Origin of the sequence: Arthrobacter crystallopoietes (assembly GCF_017603825.1) — a bacterium.
GTDB lineage: Bacteria > Actinomycetota > Actinomycetes > Actinomycetales > Micrococcaceae > Crystallibacter > Crystallibacter crystallopoietes_B.
The window spans coordinates 2,981,328-3,000,769 of sequence record NZ_CP072014.1; the positions used below are offsets into that span (position 1 = coordinate 2,981,328).

Here is a 19,442-nt window from a genome sequence, read left to right on the forward strand (position 1 = left end):
CCCATCACATCATCGAATAACCAGTTGGGGAACGGCCTGCGGCAAGTCAACGACCTGTCTGCCGAAGGGAGATGGTTAAGATCGAAGCATGACCTCATCGAGTTACTTCCGCTATCCGCACGTCCACGCCGAGCTGGTCACCTTTGTGGCCGAGGACGATGTGTGGGTGGCACCGCTGCAGGGCGGCCGGGCCTGGCGGATTTCGTCGCTGGGGCTTCCCGCCCGGAACCCGCGTTTTTCGCCCGACGGCGGGCATATTGCGTGGAGCGTGGTGCAGGGCAGTGCACCCGAGGCCGTCGTAGCTGCCGTGGATGGCGGCGGGTTCAGGCAGCTGACTTACTGGGGCCACGCCTCCACCCGGGTCAAGGGCTTTACCGCCACCGGCGACGTCATCGTCACCAGCGCCCACCAGCGTGAAGAATCCCGCCATACCTGGGCGCACGCGGTGCCGTTGGACGGCTCCGTCGCCAAGGTGCTGAAGTTCGGCCCGGTCGATTCGATTGCCTTCGGTCCGGTTGTCGGTGACGAGCGTCCCGTGGCGATCGGCAGCGTGCTCTCCCGCGAGCCGGCCTGGTGGAAGCGCTACTGCGGTGGAACCGCTGGCAAACTCTGGATTGACCGGGATGGTTCGGGGGAATTCCAGCGTCTGGCGGCGGACCTGGACGGCAGCCTGACCGACCCCATGTGGATCGGCGGCCGCGTTGCCTTCCTCAGCGACCATGAAGGCTACGGCAACCTCTATTCCATCGCGCCGGACGGGTCCGGCCTGCGCCGGCATACCGATCACGAGGAGTTCTACGTCCGCCACGCTTCCACCGACGGACAGCGGATAGTGTATGAATCCGCTGGCGAACTGTGGCTGGTGGAGTCGCTCGGTGATGAACCCAAGAAGCTGGACATCAGCCTTGGTTCGGCGTCGACCTCGCGCCGTCCACGGCCGCTGGACGTTGCCCGGCACCTGGCCGCCGCCGTTCCCAACCAGGATGGGACGGCCTCGGTTGTGGAAAGCCATGGAACCATCCACTGGCTCACCCACCGCGACGGACCCTCGCGCGTAGTCGAAGCGACCCCCGGCGTCCGTGCCAGGCTGGCCCGACCGCTCGGTGCCGACACGGTGATTTACGCCGCAGACCACGACGGCGTCGAGGCGCTCTACCTTCGCCGGGTGTTCGAGGACCTTCCGGCCGCCACGGCGGGGGAGCCGGCGCAGCCCAAGAAGCCAGAGCCTGAACCGGACGCCGCCCTGCCCAGGCCTGTCTCCGCTGCAACCGTGGTGGCGGGCCCACAGCCTGCGTCGTTCGTTTCTACGGATGAACCAGTGAACGACGGCGGAACACCTACTGGGCAGGCAGGCAGCCGCGTCAGCGGCACTCGACGCATCGACTTTGCCGCCCCCACGCGCGTGAGCACCATTTCTGCCAGCCCCGATGGCAAGCTGGCGGCCGTGGCGACGGAATTCGGCCAGCTCCTGGTGCTCGAGGCCGAATCCGGCGAGCTGCGCGAAGTAGCCTCGACCGGCCATGGCGCGATCAATGAGGTGGTTTTTTCTCCTGATTCGCGGTGGCTCATGTGGACCGAACCCGTATCGTCCGAGGGCAGCCGGACCAAACTCAGGCTGGCGGAGGTCTCCGCCTCCGGTGGGGACGGCGTTCTGGACATTACCGACGGGCGCTTCCGGGACCACGGGCCGGCCTTCAGCCCGGACGGCAAATATGCGGCGTTCCTCTCGGAGCGCAGCTTCGACCCGGTTTACGACACGCACAGCTTCGACCTGAGCTTTCCGCAGTCCACTAAACCTTTCCTGGTGGCGCTGGACTCCGCGACGCCATCGCCTTTCGGCCCGGCGGTCCACGGCACCGTCCCCGAGCCGGCGGCGGAGGTCGGCATGGAGCCTGATGCCCCGGCCGGAGTTCCACAGGTCGTGGTCGACCCGCTGCAGTTGCCGGAGCGGATCATTCCCATTCCGGTGCCGCAGGGCCGCTACAGCAGCCTCGCCGCGGTGGACGGAGCACTCCTTTGGCTGGCCACGGAGGCTGCGGGGGTCACCGGTGAGGGCCGGGCGTCCGCGGAGGATCCGGACCAGCCGAACAGGCTGGAGCGGTTCGACATCTCACGCCGCGAGGTCAGCGTGTTGGTACCGGCGCTGGAATCCTACGCCGTGTCGGGGGACCGCAAACATTTGGTGTACCTGAACAAACAGCAGGTCCGGTCCGTTCCGGTGGCCGCCAAAGTCGAAGACGACGCGCCGGACAGCGTCCAGGTGGACCTGAGCCGGATCCGCCTGCTGCTGGATCCGCTGAAGGTGTGGGGCCAGGCCTTCGACGAAGCCTGGCGGCTGCAGCGGGACTTCTTCTGGGCCGAGGACATGGCCGGTCTCGACTGGGACGGGGTCTACCAGCAGTACCGCCCGTTGGTGGAACGCCTCGGCTCCCACGATGACTTGGTGGACTTGCTGTGGGAGCTCCACGGCGAGCTGGGCACGTCGCACGCCTACGTAACTCCCGCGCCCGTTACTGAGCCCGGGGCCGGCAGGCAAGGGCTCCTCGGCGCGGACATCGTCAGCACCGACGCCGGGTGGAGCGTGCAGAACATCCTGGCCGGGGAGTCCTCGGATCCGCTGGCACGTTCCCCTCTGAATGCACCCGGTGCCGGGGTCAGGAACGGTGACATCATCGCCGCCGTGGACGGCATTCCGGTGGACCGGCGCAGCGGTCCGGGGCCGCTGCTGGTGGGAGCCGCGGGCAAGACGGTGGAGCTGACCATCATCAACGGAGCCGGGACGGAGGAACCTGGCAAACAGCGCCGGATCGCCGTGGTGCCGGTAGCGGATGAAGAGCGGCTGCGGTACCAGAACTGGGTGGCCGGAAACCGGCGGATCGTGCGGGAGGCTTCCGGTGGCGGCTTCGGCTACCTGCACATCCCCGACATGGTGGCCCGCGGCTGGTCGCAGCTGCACCGGGATCTGGATGTGGAGACCACCAGGGACGCGCTGATCGTCGACGTACGCAGCAACCGGGGCGGACATACCTCCCAGCTCGTGGCGGAGCTGATCGGACGCAAGGTAACTGCCTGGAACCTTGCCCGGGGTGAGCAGCCGGGAACGTATCCGGCTCACGCTCCGCGGGGCCCCGTCGTCGTACTTACGGATGAATATGCCGGTTCGGACGGGGACATCATTACCCAGGTCGCCAAACTGCGAGGCATCGGTCCGGTGGTCGGCACGCGGACATGGGGCGGCGTAGTAGGGATCGACGGCCGGTTCTCGCTGGCAGACGGCACCGGCGTCACCCAGCCGCGGTATGCCTTCTGGTTCACGCAGGATGTGGGCTGGAGCGTGGAGAACTACGGAGTCGAACCGGACATCGAGGTGCCGTATCCGCCGCACGCCTACGCCGCGGGGGAGGACCCGCAATTGGAGCACGGCGTCGGGATCCTTAAAGAGATGCTGAAGGAACTGCCGACCGACCGGCCGCCGGCGTTGTCCGGGTATCGTTCGCTGCGGCCAGGCAAGCTGCCGCGGCGCCCGCAGGACGCCGGCTGAAGGCGGCGCTGAAACACTGAAGGACCCCGGTGCGAAGTAAGCGCCGGGGTCCTTCGGTTAATGCGTTGCAGCAGGCAGCTAGCTGGCCAACGTTGCTTCGATGGTGATGCTGGGGACCGAAGCCAGTGCACCCGAAACCGGGCAGGTGTCCTTGGCACCGGTGGCCAGGCGCTGGAAGTCTTCGTTGCTGATGCCCGGGACGGTTGCGTCCACGGTCAGGCGGATTTCGGTGATCCCGGTGCCCGGTACGAAGTCAACGGCGGCCGACGTCTTGATGCTCTCGGCGGTGGTGCCGTTTTCCTTGAGCATGTTGCTGAACTGCATCGAATAGCAGGTGGCGTGGGCAGCGGCCAGGAGTTCCTCCGGGCTGGTCTTGCCTTCCGCCTTTTCCGCGCGGGCGTCCCACGTCACGTCGTAGGTGCCGAGACCGGAGGTGTCCAGGGAAGTCTGGCCGGATCCGGTGAAAAGGTCGCCCTTCCATACGGTGTGGGCCGAGCGGGTTGTAGCCATGTGCACTCCTTGGTTCGGAACTGATTCGGATGATCCTACTGTGCAGGCAGCGGCCACGGGCCGGTGCCTTCGTCTTCATCCTAGGGGGCGGCAGAATCGTTTGCCACCACGTTGCGTCCGGATTGGAACGCAGCGACGGGCAATGGAAAAAGTTGCTACCGGCATGCAAACGGCCGGCACCCCAAAGGGAGGCCGGCCGTCGGATAAACCCCGCGGATCAGTTCCAGAGGGTTGCGAGGGCGATATTGAGCAGGGCCAGACCGCCCACGGCATGTGCCAGACCGGTCGAGATGGGTTCGTTGGCCTTGTACTTGCGGCGGCCGATGAAGGCCAGCACACCGACAACGAGGGCGATGACGAGCTTGATGCCGAGCTTGACGTAGTTGGCGTCCATGTCCAGAGCCGGGATGAGCCCCATCATGATGACGCCGGTGATCAGTTGGAGCATGGCGCCGTCGAACTGGCGCGGGTGGACGGTCGGCTTCTTCATGTTGCCGATCCAGATGCCCACGATCATGGCCGCACCTACGATGTGCAGAAAGACAAAAATGCTGTAAAGGATCTCCATGGCATTTAGCTTATCGGTTCTGAGCAGGGGATACGCCGTGCCACGGAGCCGCAGGAGCCAATTTTTCTACGAACTGTAGTACGACTGGGTCCCAATTGTGCCGTTAAGCCGACGACGGCGGCGGGTGACGTTCGCTGGAACGCCACCCGCCGCCGTCGTTGTCCGGATCTGGTTAGAGACCCAGGTCAGCCTCGAACGCGCCCTCTTCCAGACGGGTACGCAGTGTCTGCAGGAAGCGGCCTGCATCGGCGCCGTCGACCAGGCGGTGATCGTAGGTCAATGACAGGTACATCATGGAGCGGATGGCGATCGAGTCGTCACCATTGGCGTCGGAGACCACGACCGGGCGCTTGACGATCGCACCGGTGCCGAGGATTCCTACCTGCGGCTGGTTGATGATCGGGGTGTCGAACAGGGCACCCACGCTACCGATGTTGGTGATGCTGAACGTGCCGCCGGACAGTTCGTCCGGGCCGATCTTGTTGGTCCGCGTGCGGTCCGCAACATCGGCGATCTTGCCGGCAAGGCCAGCCAAGTTCAGGTTTCCGGCGTCGCTGATGACCGGCACGAGCAGACCCTTGTCGGTGTCCACTGCGATCGCCAGGTGCTCGGCGTTGTGGTAGGTGATTTCCTGCTTCTCTTCGTCGTACGAGGCGTTCAGCTTGGGGTGCTGCTTGAGCGCTTCCGCGACCGCCTTGGCGATGAACGGCAGGAAGGTCAGCTTCGCGCCGTTCTGCTCCTGGAAGGAGTTCTTGGCCTTGGCGCGAAGCTTGGCAACCTTGGTCATGTCCACTTCATGGACCTGGGTGAGCTGCGTGGAAACATCCAGCGACTCGCGCATGCGGCGGGCAATGACCTGGCGGATGCGCGGTGCCTTCTCCACTGTGCCGCGCTTGCCGGCACCGGCAGCAGCCGGAGCGGGGGCCGCTGCCTTGCCTGCCGATGGAGCGGCCGCTGCGGCAGGAGCATTGGCCGCCTCGGCGGCGGAGAGCACGTCCTGCTTGCGGATGCGTCCGCCGACACCGGTGCCCTTCACGGAGGACAGGTCGATGCTGTGCTGGTTGGCCAGCTTGCGCACCAGCGGAGTCACGTACCCGGCGTCGGAGGCGCCGGCACCTTCTGCAGCCTCGGCCTGGGCCGGGGCTGCCGGTGCCTTTTCAGGAGCGGGGGGCGCAGCCTGCTCGGCCGGAGCTTCTTCCTTGGCCGGAGCGGGCTGTTCTACCGGCTCCTCGCGCTGCTGCGCGGGTGCGGCGGCAACAGGCTCTGCCTCTGCCGGAGCTGCCTTGGCGGGGGCGCCCGCGCGGGATCCGATGACGGCGAGGACGGAGCCGACCTCCGCGGTCTCGTCCTCGTTCACCCGGATCTCCTGCAGCGTACCGGCTACCGGGGAGGGGATTTCGGTATCGACCTTGTCCGTGGAGACCTCAAGCAGCGGTTCGTCGACGGCTACCTCTTCGCCGACCTGCTTAAGCCAGCGGGTGACGGTGCCTTCGGTGACACTCTCACCCAGCGCGGGGAGCGTAACTTCGGTGCCCTCGCCCGAGCCGGACGTGCCCTTGGCGCCGGATTCGGCAGCCGGAGCAGCTTCCTGCGCCGGAGCCTCTTCGGCGGGAGCTTCCTGTGCGGGTGCCTCCTGAGCCGGGGCTTCCTGTGCCGGAGCGGCCTCGGCCGGGGCAGCCTCGCCGGAACCCGAACCGTCGCCGATGCGGACCAGCGCGGCGCCGACGTCGGCAGTTTCGTCTTCGGCGACGAGGATTTCCTCGATGACACCCGCAACCGGGGACGGGATCTCGGTATCAACCTTGTCGGTGGAAACTTCGAGCAGGGGCTCGTCTACTTCTACCCGGTCACCGACCTGCTTCAGCCAGCGGGTAACGGTACCTTCGGTGACACTCTCACCGAGGGCGGGCAAGTTCACGGTTTCAGACATTTCGTCCCCGTTCTCCTTAAATCTGTTTTCTCCGGTCCAGCTCTGGTCGGGCTGGGGAATCTTGTTTTGAAGCTTAGTGCACCCCGCCTCAGGGCGGAGTGCACCAAGCAGGGGGTCTGTCTAACCGTGAAGCGGGCGGCCGGCGAGGGCCATGGCGGCCTCTCCGAGGGCCTCGTTCTGGGTCGGGTGTGCATGGATCAAGGCAGCGACGTCCTCGGGGTAGGCTTCCCAGCTCACGATCAGCTGCGCTTCACCGATCTGCTCGCCGATGCGGCCGCCGATCATGTGCATGCCGACGATGGGGCCATCCTTCTGACGGACCATCTTGATGATGCCGCTGGTGCCGAGGATGGAGCTCTTGCCGTTGCCGGCCAGGTTGTACTCGGCGGTTTCGACGTTCTCCTTGCCGAACTTCTCTTCAGCCTGCGGCTGGTTGAGCCCGACGGAGGCGATCTCGGGCTCGCAGAAGGTGACCTTCGGAATGTTGATGTCTTCAACGATCGCCGGGTTGTTGCCGGCGATTTCCTCGGCCACGAAAATGCCCTGCTGGAATCCGCGGTGGGCCAGCTGGACACCGGGAACGATGTCGCCGACGGCGTAGATGTTGCCGACGCCGGTGTGGCAGCGCTCGTCGGTGATGACGAATCCGCGGTCCACGGTCAGGCCGGTTTCCTCGAAGCCCAGACCCGAGGTGCTGGCACCGCGGCCAACCGCCACGAGCAGCAGGTCGCCGTCGAAAGTCTTGCCGTCGGCCAGGGTGACGACAACGCCGTCGTCGTTCTGCTCTACCTTTTCGAAGAAGACGCCGGTGTTGAACTTGATGCCGCGCTTCTTGAAGGAACGCTCCAAGACCTTGATGATGGACGGGTCCTCGTTCGGAACGAGGGAGGGCAGACCTTCGACGATGGTGACATCCACGCCGAACGACTTCCAGACGGATGCGAATTCGACGCCGATGACGCCGCCGCCGAGGATGACTGCCTTCTTCGGCAGTTCCGTCATGTCCAGGGCCTGCTCCGAGGTGATAACCTTGCCGCCGATTTCCAGGCCGGGCAGGGTCTTCGAATAGGAGCCAGTGGCGAGGATGATGTTCTTGCCGGTGTAGGTGGTGCCATTGACCTCAATGGTGTCTTTGCCGGTGAGCTTGCCCTCACCCTCAATGACGGTGATGCCCTTCATCTTGATGAGTCCGCTAAGGCCCTTGAATTTGCCGGCAACGACGCCGTCCTTGTAAGCCTTGACCGCACCCATATCAATCGAATCCAGGGTCACGTTCACGCCGTACTTGGCGGAATCGCGGGCATGGTCGGCCAGTTCGGCCGCGTGCAGCATCGCCTTCGTCGGGATGCAGCCCCAGTGCAGGCAGGTACCACCCAGCTTGCCCTTTTCAACCAGGCCTACCGTGAAACCCAGCTGTACGGCACGCAAAGCGGCGGCATACCCACCGCTGCCGCCGCCGAGTACCAGGATGTCGAATTCTTGCGCAGTTGCCGAATCGGCCACGTGAACGCTCCCTCGGGGTGTCAGGACGTGCGTCTGCACGTCGACTTTGATTGGGTGAAGTGATTTCTAGGTGTTTTCTGATCACCTTAGCGTCACCCAGCTACCATCATCTACTCGGTGAAGGTGAATCCGGACCACAATGTGCGCGGATTCACTCCACCATGTGATTGACGGATAGCAGCAGGGTGACGCCTATCAAGGTGACCCGTTTAATGGGCTCTTGCCACCACGTCTTCCGCATAAGCTACCAGCGTCCGGACCGCGACGCCGGTACCTTCCTTTGGCGTGTAGCCGTAGGCCGCGCCCTCGTTGAATGCGGGGCCTGCGATGTCCAGGTGCGCCCATGGAATCTTTTCGCCGTTGACCTCGCCGACGAATTCGCGCAGGAAGATTGCCGCCGTGAGCATGCCGCCGAATTTTTCGCCCATGTTGGCCAGATCGGCCACCGGCGAATCCAGGCTGGAACGCAGTTCCTCGGGCAGGGGCATCGGCCAGAACAGCTCGCCCGCACGGTCCGCGGCAGCCTTGACCGCGTCCCGTACACCGTCGTCGCCCATGACGGCGGAAACCCGGCTGCCGAGCGCAACCATCTGTGCACCGGTCAGCGTGGCAACGTCGATCAGCGCATCCGGTGCCTCCTCGCTCGCCGCAGCGAGGCCATCGGCCATCACGAGCCGGCCTTCGGCGTCGGTGTTGAGGATCTCGACCGTCTTGCCGCCGTACACCGTCATGACGTCCGAGGGCCGCTGGGCGTGCCCCGAGGGCATATTCTCGGCCAGGCACAGCCAGGCAGTGACCTTGACCGGCAGGCCCAGTTCGGCAATGGCCAGTAAAGCGTTAAGTACGACGGCGGCACCCGCCATATCGCACTTCATCGTCACCATGCCGTTGGCCGGCTTGAGCGACAGACCGCCGGAGTCGAAGGTGATGCCTTTGCCGACGAAGGCCAGCTTAATCTTGGCCCGCGCAGGGGAGTACTCCACCTTGACCATGCGCGGCGGACGGGCAGAGCCCTTGCCGACGCCCACGAGCCCGCCGAAGCCCTCGCTTTCCAGTTTTTTCTCATCCAGCACCGTTACCTTCACCGGGAGATCCTTCGCCAGCACCGCGGCTGCATCGGCGAACGTTTCCGGGTACAGGTGGCTCGGCGGCTGATTGACCAGGGTGCGCGTGGCGTTGACCGCACGGCCGATGATCTGCGCACGTTTGACGGCTGCTGTCACGCTCTTTTCGCCGGCCACCGGACTCAGCAGGGTGACCGTATCGACATGTTCGGGCCGCTTCCCGGACGCGGAGGCACTGCGGTGTTCGTTGTATGAGTAAGCGCCTAATGCCGCGCCTTCTGCCACGGCAGCCGCGGCGGCCGGTGTCTCGGCGGGCAGGGCAAGGGCGACACTTGAGATCCCGCCTAACTGGCGCACCGCTGATCCGGCGGCCCGGCGCAGGGTTTCGGCGGACAGGGGGACACCCTGCTCCATTTTCCCCAGACCGGTCAGGACCAGGACCTCGGCATTGAGCTCCGGGAGGCCAGGCAGTCTGCGGACTTCATCGGTGGCACCCGTTATGCCGAGGACCGTCAGGGAGTCGTTCAGCGCCTGGGCCGCTTTGCCGTGGAACGGGCTGCCCACCAGGACCGGCCCGGACGTGTCTTGGGCCACCCCCACCACCAGTGCATCGCACTGGATCTTCCGGACGTCCTTGGCCGTGGCATTGATCCTGGGCTCGGTGGTTCTGATCACGAAGTGCTGACCTCACTTGTCTTGAGTAGGAGTCCACCGGGGCCGACCCCGGCCGATGCGTCCATTTGTAGCGTTGTGTCTACAGTAGTCCGTAGGGGCTTTGATGCACCGGAACCTGACGGAACGGCGCTGATCCGATGCGGGCAGGTTCCGGGTCCGGCCGCGTGGGCTGAGCCACCGGAATTATTTCGCCAGCGGGAGCGCTGATACTAAAGATAGTTGCGCCAGTGTGCGCCCAAGCCGACCATCAGAACGGAGGACAGGATGCTCGATGCTAATTCATTGTTCAGCACAAATGCCGAACTGATCGGTTCGCCGGAATTGCGTGGTCTCAACCTGGTCATGGGGTTTACCGGAATTGCCGAAGCCGGCCATGTCGTTTCCCAACTCGCGGACGAACTGCTGGAGCAGTTGGACTCAGAACTCATTGCGTCCTTCGATGCGGACCAGCTCATCGACTACCGCAGCCAGCGGCCGCAGATTTCCTTCGTGGGCGACCACTTCACGGACTACGAGCGCCCGAAGATCGAGCTGTACCGGTTGCATGACGGCATGGGCCAGCCGTTTCTCTTCCTGACCGGCGCCGAGCCGGATTTGCAGTGGGAACGCTTCACCCGGGCAGTGATTTCCCTGGTGGAAAGGCTTGAGGTCCGGCTGGTGACGTGGGTGCAGGCACTTCCGATGCCCGTGCCCCACACCCGTCCGCTCGGCGTGACGGTCCATGGAAACCGGCCGGAGCTCATTGACGGTATTACGGCCTGGAAACCAACCGCCCAGTTGCAGGCAGCCATTGGCCCCCTGCTGGAGGTTCGGTTGATCGAAGCCGGACATGATGTCGCGGGTTATTCCGTCCACGTCCCGCATTATCTGGCCGAGGCGGAGTATCCGCAGGCTGCTGTGACGGCGATGGAGTATCTGGGCGCGGCTGCCTCGTTGGTCCTCCCGACCGACCGGTTGCGCGAGACCGGCCGTGATGTGGAGGCTCAAATAGCGCGTCAGGTTGATGAATCTGTCGAAGTCCAGCACGTGGTTAGCAAACTTGAAAAGCGCTATGACAAGTATGCCGAAAACGAGACGCGTCGCTCCCTGCTGACCAAGGACAACGACGAGCTTCCGGACGCCGAAGAGCTGGGCGCCGAAGTGGAAGCCTTCCTCGCCGGCCTTGCGGATACCCACCGCGGCCCTGAACCGGGTGCGGACTCCACAGGCTGAGGCTCGTTCGCTAATTAGTCTTCCGTCCGGGAGGCGCCAATAATGAGAGGCATGGATACGCGGCGCGCCTGGTGGATATGGGGAACGGGCGTCTTTGCCTACCTCGTCGCCATCACCCAACGCACCTCCTTCGGCGTCGCCGGCTTGCACGCCACCGAACGCTTTGATGCCACCGCGGCGGCGCTTTCCACGTTCACCGTGGTCCAGCTCCTGGTCTACGCGGGCCTGCAGATCCCCGTGGGTCTCATGGTGGACAGGTTTGGACCCCGGTTCATGATCACCGGAGGTGCAGTTCTAATGTGTGCCGGCCAGATCCAGCTCGCATTTGCTTCCTCCATTCCGGAAGGGCTGGCCGGCCGTCTGCTGGTGGGAGCAGGTGACGCGATGACCTTTGTCTCGGTGCTGCGGCTGCTGCCGATCTGGTTCAGCGGAAGACGTATCCCATTGCTCACCCAGCTCACCGGGCAGTTCGGGCAGTTGGGCCAGCTGCTCAGCGTTATTCCATTCGTAGCCTTGCTGAATCTGCAGGGCTGGCAGACAGCCTTCCTCTCAGTGGCCGCTCTCTCGGTTCTGTCCGTCATTCTTGCCGCGACTGTCATCCGCAATGTCCCCTCCGGGGTGGAGCAGGACCTGCCGCCCACACTTCGGCAGACCGGTGTCTCACTGGCACAGGCGTGGAAACAACCGGGAACGCAGCTGGGGCTTTGGTCGCATTTCACGGTTCAGTTTGCCGGGAACGTCTTTATTCTGACCTGGGGATTTCCCTTCCTCGTTTCCGGTCAGGGACTGGAACCGGCTGCAGCTTCGGCGCTGATGACTGTTTTCGTGGCTGTGGCACTGTGCAGCGGCCCGTTTTTCGGACGGTGGGTTGCCCGCCATCCGCTCCGCCGTTCCTCGCTCGTATTGCTGATCATTGCCGCGACGGCAGCCGTCTGGCTGGCCGTGTTGCTGTATCCCGGAAGGGCACCTTTCTGGCTGCTGGTGGTGCTGGTTCTCATCCTGGCGATCGGGGGTCCGGGTTCAATGATCGCGTTCGACTTCGCCCGGACCTTCAACCCGGTCAGCCGGGCGGGCACAGCAACCGGAATCGTCAACGTCGGCGGTTTTGTCTCGGCGCTACTCGTGATGTTCTGCGTCGGAGTGGCGCTGGATGCTCTTTATGCCAGCGGTTTCTCACAGGGGGAGCTCTACGCCCTGGACTCGTTCCGTATCGCCCTGAGCGTCCAGTTCCTGTTCCTGGGCGGCGGCACGGCAGCCATCCTGTTCATCCGCAGGAGGGTCAGGGCCAAAATGGCTGCGGAGGGCCAGGATGTGCCGCCGCTCAGGGTGGCATTGGCCCGACAGCGCCGGCTGCGCAAACAACGCCGGGACCGCCGCCGTGATGCCGGCGCGGGCCGGCGTTAAAGCAGGACAACACCGCCGGATGTGATCCAACAGCTCTTGTGTGCGACCTGCGTACGATTCGCACGGCTCTTCCTCCACAAGCGTGCCTTGGCGCCGACTGCTCCACATCGCGCCGTGGGGCTCTGTCCGTCGGCATCAGGCCCGGCCAGATTAGTGGAATGAACAAACAAACAATTCATGTGTCCCGGCCAGAAGACATCCTTGGCTACATACCCCACGCTCTGGAGTTCCAACCCCGGCAAAGCCTGGTGCTGCTGTCCCTGAACGGCAAACGGCTGGGGGCTACCCTTCGCGTGGACCTGCCGAAGGACAGCGGCGAAGATGAACTGGCGCGTTTTGCCGACGCAGCCACCGCTTACCTTCGCAAGGACAGTCGGGCGGACAGCTCGCTGCTGGTGTTGTACACCGATGCCTTAGAAGGGTGCGCGCAGTTTCCCCCACATGAGACCCTTTTGGATTTGCTCCTGACCGCTCTCGATGGCGCTGGACTGCCCGTCCGGGACGGGTGGGTTGTGGGGCCGGAGTATTTCCGGTGCCTCCACTGCAAGGGGCCGGATTGCTGCCCGGCCGGCGGCCAGCCGGTGGAGCGTATCGCCTCAAGCACCATCAACGCGGAGATGATTTTCCGGGGGAGCAGCGTCGCCCTGTCCGTGGGTCAAGCCGTCGCTCGCCGCCGGTCCGAATCCGCCGCCGCGAAGACTGCAGATGCAATGTTCAGTGAGAGCAGCGAAATCCTCCGGATTCTTGAGGGAAGCTGGCATGCACCTGAGGTGTTCCGACGGGCCCTGCTCTGTTGGGACACAGCCATCCGTTCCGAGCCCGGTCCGGAGCGGATCCCTTTCCTGCTCGCGAGCCTGACTTCGTTTCATGTCCGCGACGCCGTGATCGTGCTGATTTGCCGCGGACTGGACGCTGCTTACGGAGGTGCTGTGAGCAGCGGAGTGCTGACCGGTACCGAACCGCCCGGAATCGATGTCCGTCCGACGGGCCCGATTCCCTACGCGACGTGGAAACCGGGTAAGACTTTGGATGCATACCGGCGCATCTTCGATGCCGTGCTGCTCGGCAATTCCTCCCAGGCCCCGCAATGGGCCAGGGTGGACCGGGCAGCGAATCTGCTGGTCGGCCTTTATTGCGGATCGGCGGGACAATCCAAGGCAGCAGCCGGAACTCTGCTGGCGTGGATTGAATGGGCTCGCGGCCGCGGATCCATGGCGCACGAGACACTGGAAATGGTTCTGCAGGAGTTCCCGGACTACAGCCTTGCCCGGCTGCTCCGTGACTTCGTCGCGACCGGCACCCTGCCTGTTTGGGCTACGGACCGCGACTCATCCTGGTCCGGGTCAGCGGACCGAGCTGCCTGACGGGCATCGCGAGCCCCAGTGAAAGACAGCTGAGCCCTGGCGCCCCGCCATCTCCACACAGGCGCGGCAACACAGGCGAGGAGGCAAATGTCCGTTCACCAGCGGGGTGAAAACGTGAGACAATGGGAATCGAGACCCGGTCGGGTTCGTGTTGCAAGTGGGTATGACCAGTATGGGAATACACGCGGCGCAGAGCAGGTTATGTATCGCAGACCCTGCATCTGTGGCTTTTGCTTGAAATCAAACACGGACTTGACAGGGTCATAGTGGTGTTACCCGCAGGTATCATCACAGACCGCCCGTATGAAAGGTTCTCTGTGTCACCTGAGAAGAAGACTGCTGCAGTTCCCGTGGAGGAGACTGCTACCGCCACGACGACTTCTGCCTCTCCCGCCGCGCCCAAGCGCCGCGGTCGCAAGCCAGGTGCAGCCGCAGCCAAGAAGGGCCCCGCAGCTAAGAAGACCACAAAAGCCGCTGAGGACCAGACTGACGTTGACGTCGAGGATGAGGACGCCGAGCCGGACGTTATCGACGAAGCCGACGAAGCTGACGAAACCGCAAAGCCTGCTGGCAAAGAAGGCGGCTTCGTCTACTCCGACGCCGACGACGATGATGCTCCCGCCCAGCAGGTAGTTTCGGCCGGAGCTACTGCGGATCCGGTCAAGGACTATCTGAAGCAGATCGGTAAAGTCGCCCTGCTGAACGCAGAGCAGGAAGTCGATCTCGCGCTGCGCATCGAGGCCGGGCTTTTCGCCGAAGAGAAGCTGGCCAAGGACGACGGCAGCATGGAAACGCGCCTTCGCCGTGATCTGGAGCAGATTGTCCACGACGGCAAGCGTGCGAAGAACCACTTGCTTGAAGCCAACCTTCGTCTGGTCGTTTCGCTGGCCAAGCGTTACACTGGCCGCGGCATGCTCTTCCTGGACCTGATCCAGGAAGGCAACCTCGGCCTGATCCGTGCTGTGGAGAAGTTCGACTACACCAAGGGCTTCAAGTTCTCGACCTACGCCACCTGGTGGATCCGCCAAGCTATTACCCGAGCCATGGCCGACCAGGCCCGTACCATCCGTATTCCCGTGCACATGGTCGAGGTCATCAACAAGCTTGCCCGTGTACAACGGCAGATGTTGCAGGACTTGGGCCGCGAGCCTACGCCGGAGGAACTGGCGCTGGAGCTGGACATGACGCCCGAAAAGGTTGTCGAGGTCCAGAAGTACGGCCGCGAGCCAATTTCCCTTCACACGCCGCTGGGCGAGGACGGCGACTCCGAGTTCGGTGACCTGATCGAGGACTCCGAGGCCGTTGTCCCGGCGGACGCAGTCAGCTTCACCCTGCTGCAGGAGCAGTTGCACTCCGTTCTGGACACCTTGTCCGAGCGCGAGGCCGGCGTCGTTGCCATGCGCTTCGGCCTGACCGATGGCCAGCCTAAGACTTTAGACGAAATCGGCAAGGTCTACGGCGTGACGCGGGAACGCATCCGCCAGATTGAATCCAAGACGATGTCCAAGCTGCGCCACCCGTCTCGTTCCCAGGTGCTGCGCGACTACCTGGACTAATCTCCACGGCCAATAACAATGGCGCCGTCCCCCGAAAGGGGACGGCGCCATTGTTGTCTATGCAGTTACCGGCTGTGCGACAGCGGAATTGCCGAAGTCTATTCCGCAGCCATGGCGGGCGTCTCGCGAAGCCTGCCGGTCTCGTCCTGCCATTCGGCAGCCTTGGAACGCAACTGCGGTTCGTGCTGGCGGGCGTGGTGTCCGCAGAAAAGCAATTCTCCCCCGGAGGACTCCAACACAACTCGGACGTAGGCCTGGGCCCCGCAGCGATCACAACGGTCCATTGCGGTCAGTTCTCGGGTAGCTACTGCTGTTGTCATGACGACCTCCTTACAAATGTGTATGTCCATACAACCACTGCTTTGGCTGTTTTCTTCACACCTTTAGATCACTTTCGCTGACCGCGTATCACATGTACGTAACGGGCACGATCTGCTGTGATCCCCGACGCGCTGGCCGAAGAGGTGCACATCCGTGCTGCTAAAGGGGACTAGCCTAGTATCGGTCCTTTATTTTGCAAAGCGGCCGCCCGGGGAACCCCGGGACGTTTGAAAGTTCACTTTTCGTATGGCCAAGGAGTTCCTAGTTCAGTGGCGCCACCGAGTTCCGATTACACAGCCCGCCATCTTTCCGTTCTCGAGGGACTGGAAGCGGTCCGCAAGCGCCCAGGCATGTACATCGGGTCCACGGACTCGCGTGGACTCATGCACTGCCTCTGGGAAATTATCGACAACTCAGTGGATGAGGCTTTGGCCGGATTCGGCCAGAGCATCACAGTCATCCTGCATCCGGACGGGTCCGTGGAAATCCACGATGACGGCCGCGGCATCCCCGTTGACGTTGAACCGCGGACCGGCCTGACCGGCGTCGAAGTCGTTTTCACCAAGTTGCACGCCGGCGGAAAGTTCGGCGGAGGTTCCTACACAGCATCCGGCGGTCTGCATGGGGTCGGCGCCAGCGTGGTCAATGCGCTTTCCTCCCGATTGGATGTCCAGGTGGACCGCGGCGGTAAGACCTACCAGATGTCCTTCCGTCGGGGGGAGCCCGGACATTTCGCGGACGCGGGCAAACGCCCCAGCCCCGATTCGAAGTTCGAGCCTTTCCTGCAGAGCTCAACGCTCGAAGTCGTGGGCAAAGCCAAGAGGGGCGTCACTGGTACACGGATCCGCTACTGGGCAGATCGCCAGATATTCACCGCCGATGCCAAATTCTCCTATGAGGAACTGCAGGCCCGCGTGCGGCAGACGTCCTTCCTGGTACCCGGGCTTCGGGTCACCCTCCGCGACGAACGCCGATTGCCCGGTACACCCGGAGAAAACGGGCCGATTGAAGAGGTCTTCCAGCACGACGGCGGGATCGCCGAGTTTGTCGAGTATCTTTCCAACGACAGCGCGGTCACCGATATTTGGCGTGTCCACGGTTCCGGCAAATTCAAGGAAAACGTGCCGGTGCTGGACGATAAGGGCCACAGCCGGATGGCGGAGGTTGAACGGGACTGCGAGGTAGACATCGCCCTTCGCTGGGGGATTGGCTATGACACAAGCGTCCGCAGCTTCGTCAACATTATCGCCACGCCGAAGGGCGGGACACACCAGGCCGGTTTCGAACAGGCCCTTCTGAAAACCTTCCGCAAGGTCATTGAAGCCAATTCGCGCAAGCTCAAGGCCGGCAATGACAAGATCGAAAAGGATGACGTCTTCGCAGGTCTGACCGCCGTGCTGACCGTGCGGCTCGCCGAACCGCAGTTCGAGGGGCAGACCAAGGAAATCCTGGGTACTTCTGCCGTCCGTAATATCGTCTCGCGGGTGGTGGAAAAGGAAATCCAATCGAAGCTTACCTCCACGGCAAGGGGAGACAAGGCCCAGTCTGCGCTGCTGCTGGAAAAGGTTGTCAGCGAGATGAAGTCGCGGATCTCCGCGCGCGTGCACAAGGAAACGCAGCGGCGTAAGAACGCCCTGGAAACGTCCTCGATGCCGGCGAAACTGCTGGATTGCCGTACAGACGATGTGGCGCGCTCCGAGCTGTTCATCGTCGAAGGTGACAGCGCCTTGGGGACGGCCCGGCTGGCCCGTTCCTCGGACCATCAGGCGCTGCTGCCGATCCGCGGCAAGATTCTTAACGTCCAGAAGGCCTCGGTGGGCGACATGCTTGCCAACGCCGAGTGCGCCGCGTTGATCCAGGTGGTGGGCGCCGGTTCGGGCCGCAGCTTCCAGCTTGACGCCGCACGTTACGGCAAGGTCATTCTGATGACCGACGCGGACGTCGACGGTGCGCATATCCGTACGCTGTTGCTGACGCTTTTCTTCCGCTACATGCGCCCGCTGGTGGAAGCCGGCCGCGTGTACGCCGCGGTACCGCCGTTGCACCGGGTGGAAGTCATCAATCACGGCTCAAAGGCCAACGAGCTTATCTATACGTACTCGGAGAATGAACTGCAGCGTCTGTTGGCGGAACTGGAGAAGAGCGGGCGGAACTACAAGGAGCCGATCCAGCGGTACAAGGGCTTGGGCGAAATGGACGCCGACCAGCTGGCCGAAACGACTATGGACCCGCGGCACCGGACCCTGCGGCGTGTCGGCATTGAGCATGCCGAAGCTGCCGAGCGTGCTTTTGACCTGCTGATGGGCTCGGACGTGGCGCCTCGCAAGGAGTTCATTGTTGCCGGTGCAGCCATGCTGGACCGAGAGCGGATCGACGCCTAACGAAAGCCAGGCCTGCAGCGGGGAAGCCGCTTGCAGGCAAGCTGGAGCGGAGCCACCGTTCTGCTGCTACCCGGCCAGCCCCGGGGCCAGGAGCAGGACGGTCGGCACGGCCAGCAGCAAGGCCGAGCAACCCAGCACCAGTGCTTGCGCCGGCTTGCCCAGGGGCGGCGATGGCGACAATAGCCGGTGCAGCCGGTGGGCAGTGCTCAGGGCCTCGGACTCCTCCGGGGTCAGCAACTCTTTGGCCGGAGCGCCGACGCCGGTTGGCCGTTCGCCGCTAGCCACCACGGCAACGGCACGGATCAAGGTTTCCCTGTTCGAGGTTCTGAGTGCCCCGTCATCCGCGAGCATCTCGATCAGTTCGTTGACGGCTCGCTGCGCGAGCTGCGATGTTGGCAGCCAGGGGAGCGCGGAGCGCCAGGCAGCAAAGGCCCACAGCAGCAGGTCGTGGCGCTGGTTCAGATGGGCGCGCTCATGGTTCAGAACCGCTTCGAGCTCTTCGGGCCGGAGCAGCTCCAGCAGGCCTTCCGAGAGAACTGTAACGGAGCCAGCTCCGCCGGGGAGGCAATACGCCACGGGTGCGGGATGGCTGATCACCAGGGTCTTGGGAGAGTTTTCGACTGGAGAACTGAGCAGGTTCAGCAGGTCACGGTGCTTGTTTCGTTGCTTGCGGATCCGGTAATAGGTCAGCAGCAGGGTAAAGACCAGATGGACGCCCAGCAGCAGAGCAGCGCTGAGCGCGAAGACATGGACCAGATCCAGGCCTGGTGCCGGCGCGTAACTGACCAGCAGCTCTGCCAGACCTTGGAGCCCCGCGAGGAGGTTCTCGCCCAGCGGTTCCAGCCCCCAGGTCAGCATGGCGCCGATCATGGAGAGCCCGCCGGCCAGCGCGATGGCTTGCCACAGTACCAGGGCCGTGACCGGTGCCCGTGCCGTCCACTTTGCCCGGGCGAGCAAAACCGGCACCGGCCACGCCAAAATGACCGCCATGGCGGCCAAGAGGTACGAGGCCCAGAACACTAAGGGCTACGCAGTCAGCAACTTACGCAGGGTTTCGGCTTCCTGCTCGGAAACGCTGCCAATGAATTTGGCGAGCACGGCCTCACGGTCCGGCGCCGATCCAAGCACCTCGTTCATCAACTCAACAGTGTGTTCCTCACGGCTGGTCACTGCCCGGTAGCGGTGCGGACGGATGTCCCGTTCACGCTGTACCAGGCCCTTCTTCTCCAGGCGGGACAACACAGTGAGGACAGTTGTTACTGCCAGTTCCTTGCCGTCCGGGCTTGTATCCGTTTTCCGTGCCAGACGGTCACGCAGGGCGTTTGCGGTAAAAGCGATCTCCGCTGGATTTTCTGAGTCGGCCTGCCACAGCAGGTCCATAACCGCGCGTTCCAGCTCCCCAAGAGTTGCCAT

The 19,442-nt window shown here is 63.7% G+C and carries 14 protein-coding genes; 6 read left to right on the forward strand and 8 right to left on the reverse strand.

Annotation, left to right across the window (positions count from 1 at the left end; genetic code table 11):
• Positions 1-88: 88 nt before the first annotated feature.
• Positions 89-3,541 carry a S41 family peptidase gene (locus J5251_RS13670; protein WP_208574255.1) on the forward strand — a complete coding sequence of 1,151 codons (3,453 nt, stop codon included), beginning with the start codon at positions 89-91 and terminating at the stop codon, positions 3,539-3,541.
• 78 nt (positions 3,542-3,619) lie between these two features.
• Here the strand turns inward: J5251_RS13670 and J5251_RS13675 are convergent, their stop codons facing one another.
• From J5251_RS13675 to J5251_RS13695, 5 genes are all read right to left on the reverse strand, one after another.
• Entirely contained in the window at positions 3,620-4,051 is a 432-nt protein-coding gene (locus tag J5251_RS13675; RefSeq protein WP_139003735.1) for an OsmC family peroxiredoxin, read from the reverse strand.
• Positions 4,052-4,268: 217 nt separating this feature from the next.
• On the reverse strand, positions 4,269-4,619 hold the full coding sequence (locus J5251_RS13680; protein WP_139003734.1) for a hypothetical protein: 351 nt from the start codon (positions 4,617-4,619) through the stop codon (positions 4,269-4,271).
• A gap of 172 nt (positions 4,620-4,791) precedes the next feature.
• Complete coding sequence (gene sucB / locus J5251_RS13685; protein WP_208574256.1) at positions 4,792-6,549, reverse strand: 2-oxoglutarate dehydrogenase, E2 component, dihydrolipoamide succinyltransferase; 1,758 nt, start codon at positions 6,547-6,549, stop codon at positions 4,792-4,794.
• 120 nt (positions 6,550-6,669) lie between these two features.
• Positions 6,670-8,052, reverse strand: coding sequence for a dihydrolipoyl dehydrogenase (gene lpdA, locus J5251_RS13690; protein WP_208574257.1), 1,383 nt, complete (start codon positions 8,050-8,052; stop codon positions 6,670-6,672).
• Positions 8,053-8,261: 209 nt separating this feature from the next.
• Entirely contained in the window at positions 8,262-9,791 is a 1,530-nt protein-coding gene (locus J5251_RS13695; protein ID WP_208574258.1) for a leucyl aminopeptidase, read from the reverse strand.
• A 264-nt stretch (positions 9,792-10,055) separates the two neighbouring features.
• Here J5251_RS13695 and J5251_RS13700 point away from each other — a divergent pair, with 264 nt between their 5' ends.
• The 4 genes from J5251_RS13700 (at position 10,056) to J5251_RS13715 (ending at position 15,327) form a co-directional block, all read left to right on the forward strand.
• Positions 10,056-11,003, forward strand: a complete 948-nt coding sequence (locus J5251_RS13700) for a proteasome assembly chaperone family protein (protein ID WP_139003730.1) — start codon at positions 10,056-10,058, stop codon at positions 11,001-11,003.
• 51 nt (positions 11,004-11,054) lie between these two features.
• Positions 11,055-12,407, forward strand: coding sequence for an MFS transporter (locus J5251_RS13705; protein WP_208574259.1), 1,353 nt, complete (start codon positions 11,055-11,057; stop codon positions 12,405-12,407).
• A gap of 158 nt (positions 12,408-12,565) precedes the next feature.
• Positions 12,566-13,771, forward strand: a complete 1,206-nt coding sequence (locus J5251_RS13710) for a DUF4192 domain-containing protein (RefSeq protein WP_208574260.1) — start codon at positions 12,566-12,568, stop codon at positions 13,769-13,771.
• Between the two features lie 317 nt (positions 13,772-14,088).
• Positions 14,089-15,327 carry an RNA polymerase sigma factor gene (locus J5251_RS13715; protein WP_101632632.1) on the forward strand — a complete coding sequence of 413 codons (1,239 nt, stop codon included), beginning with the start codon at positions 14,089-14,091 and terminating at the stop codon, positions 15,325-15,327.
• Between the two features lie 98 nt (positions 15,328-15,425).
• On the opposite strand, the gene J5251_RS13720 is transcribed toward J5251_RS13715, so the two are convergent.
• Positions 15,426-15,647 (reverse strand): DUF7455 domain-containing protein, encoded by a 222-nt coding sequence (locus J5251_RS13720; protein ID WP_074702574.1) that lies wholly within the window; start codon positions 15,645-15,647, stop codon positions 15,426-15,428.
• Positions 15,648-15,917: 270 nt separating this feature from the next.
• Here J5251_RS13720 and J5251_RS13725 point away from each other — a divergent pair, with 270 nt between their 5' ends.
• Positions 15,918-18,029, forward strand: a complete 2,112-nt coding sequence (locus tag J5251_RS13725; protein WP_139003727.1) for a DNA gyrase/topoisomerase IV subunit B — start codon at positions 15,918-15,920, stop codon at positions 18,027-18,029.
• Positions 18,030-18,095: 66 nt separating this feature from the next.
• On the opposite strand, the gene J5251_RS13730 is transcribed toward J5251_RS13725, so the two are convergent.
• The gene (locus J5251_RS13730; RefSeq protein WP_208574261.1) at positions 18,096-19,049 is read right to left on the reverse strand and encodes a M56 family metallopeptidase; all 954 of its coding nucleotides are present in this window, start codon (positions 19,047-19,049) and stop codon (positions 18,096-18,098) included.
• Positions 19,050-19,055: 6 nt separating this feature from the next.
• Complete coding sequence (locus J5251_RS13735; protein WP_139003725.1) at positions 19,056-19,442, reverse strand: BlaI/MecI/CopY family transcriptional regulator; 387 nt, start codon at positions 19,440-19,442, stop codon at positions 19,056-19,058.

Bases quoted from the DNA above. Each gene is read 5' to 3' on its own strand.
- J5251_RS13670 (WP_208574255.1), top strand. From the start codon at position 89: ATGACCTCATCGAGTTACTTCCGCTATCCGCACGTCCACGCCGAGCTG.
- J5251_RS13675 (WP_139003735.1), bottom strand. From the start codon at position 4,051: ATGGCTACAACCCGCTCGGCCCACACCGTATGGAAGGGCGACCTTTTC.
- J5251_RS13680 (WP_139003734.1), bottom strand. From the start codon at position 4,619: ATGGAGATCCTTTACAGCATTTTTGTCTTTCTGCACATCGTAGGTGCG.
- sucB (WP_208574256.1), bottom strand. From the start codon at position 6,549: ATGTCTGAAACCGTGAACTTGCCCGCCCTCGGTGAGAGTGTCACCGAA.
- J5251_RS13700 (WP_139003730.1), top strand. From the start codon at position 10,056: ATGCTCGATGCTAATTCATTGTTCAGCACAAATGCCGAACTGATCGGT.
- J5251_RS13705 (WP_208574259.1), top strand. From the start codon at position 11,055: ATGGATACGCGGCGCGCCTGGTGGATATGGGGAACGGGCGTCTTTGCC.
- J5251_RS13710 (WP_208574260.1), top strand. From the start codon at position 12,566: ATGAACAAACAAACAATTCATGTGTCCCGGCCAGAAGACATCCTTGGC.
- J5251_RS13720 (WP_074702574.1), bottom strand. From the start codon at position 15,647: ATGACAACAGCAGTAGCTACCCGAGAACTGACCGCAATGGACCGTTGT.
- J5251_RS13735 (WP_139003725.1), bottom strand. From the start codon at position 19,442: ATGGCAACTCTTGGGGAGCTGGAACGCGCGGTTATGGACCTGCTGTGG.